Annotated in this window: 1 protein-coding gene; it reads right to left on the reverse strand. The window is 72.0% G+C overall.

What is annotated here, in order from left to right; translation table 11 throughout:
- On the reverse strand, positions 1 to 1,267 hold a 1,267-nt coding region (locus IEZ07_RS35220; protein WP_307729050.1), incomplete at its 3' end, for an amino acid adenylation domain-containing protein.
- Positions 1,268 to 1,314 lie beyond the last annotated feature (47 nt).

Raw genomic sequence — 1,314 nt, forward strand, 5'->3', positions numbered from 1 at the left:
GCACCGCCTCCACCTCACCCGGCTCGATCCGGAACCCCCGCACCTTCACCTGCGCATCCGCCCGCCCCGCATACACCAGACGGCCCGACCGGTCCCACCGCACCCGATCCCCGCTGCGGTACATCCGCTCCCCCACCCCACCGAACGGACACGCCACGAACCGCTCCGCCGTCAACCCCGACCGGCCCGCATACCCCCGCGCCAACCCCGCACCCGCCACATACAGCTCCCCCACCACCCCCACCGGCACCGGATTCAAAAACCCGTCCAGCACGTACAACCGCAGATCCGGGATCCCCCTCCCGATCAACCCCGCCGGACTGTCCGGCCCCAACGGCGCGTACGTCACATGCACCGTCGTCTCGGTGATCCCGTACATGTTCACCAGCAGCGGCGCATCCTGCGGACGGCGGTCGTACCACTGCCGCAGCCGCCCCGTCTCCAGCGCCTCCCCACCGAAGACGACGTACCGCAGCGCCAGATCCGCGTGCCGGTGTTCCTCCTCGACCTGCATCAGCTGGTAGAAGGCCGAGGGGGTCTGGTTGAGCACCGTCACCCGCTCCCGCTCCAGCAACGCCAGGAACTCCTCCGGCGACCGGCTCACCCCGAACGGCACCACCACCAGCCGCCCGCCGTGCAGCAACGCCCCCCACAACTCCCACACCGAGAAATCGAACGCATACGAGTGGAACAACGTCCACACGTCATCCGGCCCGAACCCGAACCACTCCCGCGTCGAAGCCAGCAGCCGCGTCACCGCGCCGTGCGTCACCACCACGCCCTTCGGCCGGCCCGTCGACCCCGACGTGAAGATCACATACGCCGGATGCTCCGGGAGCAGCCCCGGCACCGAAGGCTCCGGAGCATCCGCGACCGCCGCTGGAAACGCGTCTCCCCCGACCTGAACACCAGGTACAGCCCTGCCCGCGCCGCTCGCGACACCCGTCCGATCCGCCCGGCCCGCCGGCCAGGATCCGATGCCCTCCGACGGCGACACCGGCTCGCTCCCGCCGGGCAGGAGTCGGCAGGACGCGCCGCCGTCCCCCAGCACCACCACCGGCAGGCCCCCACCGACCACGCCCTCCAACCCGGCGACCGCCACCACCGCCACCGGCGAGGCGTCCTGCACCATGAACCCGACCCGATCCGCCGGATACGACGGATCCACCGGCACATACGCACCCCCCGCCTGGAGCACCCCCAGCACCGCGACCACCAACTCCACCGACCGCGACGCCACCACCGCCACCGACCGCTCCGGCCCCACCCCCAACCCCGCCAACCGCCGCGCCAACGCCCCCGCCCGCGCATCCA

It is taken from the genome of Planomonospora parontospora (genome assembly GCA_014647935.1).
Lineage (GTDB): Bacteria > Actinomycetota > Actinomycetes > Streptosporangiales > Streptosporangiaceae > Planomonospora > Planomonospora parontospora.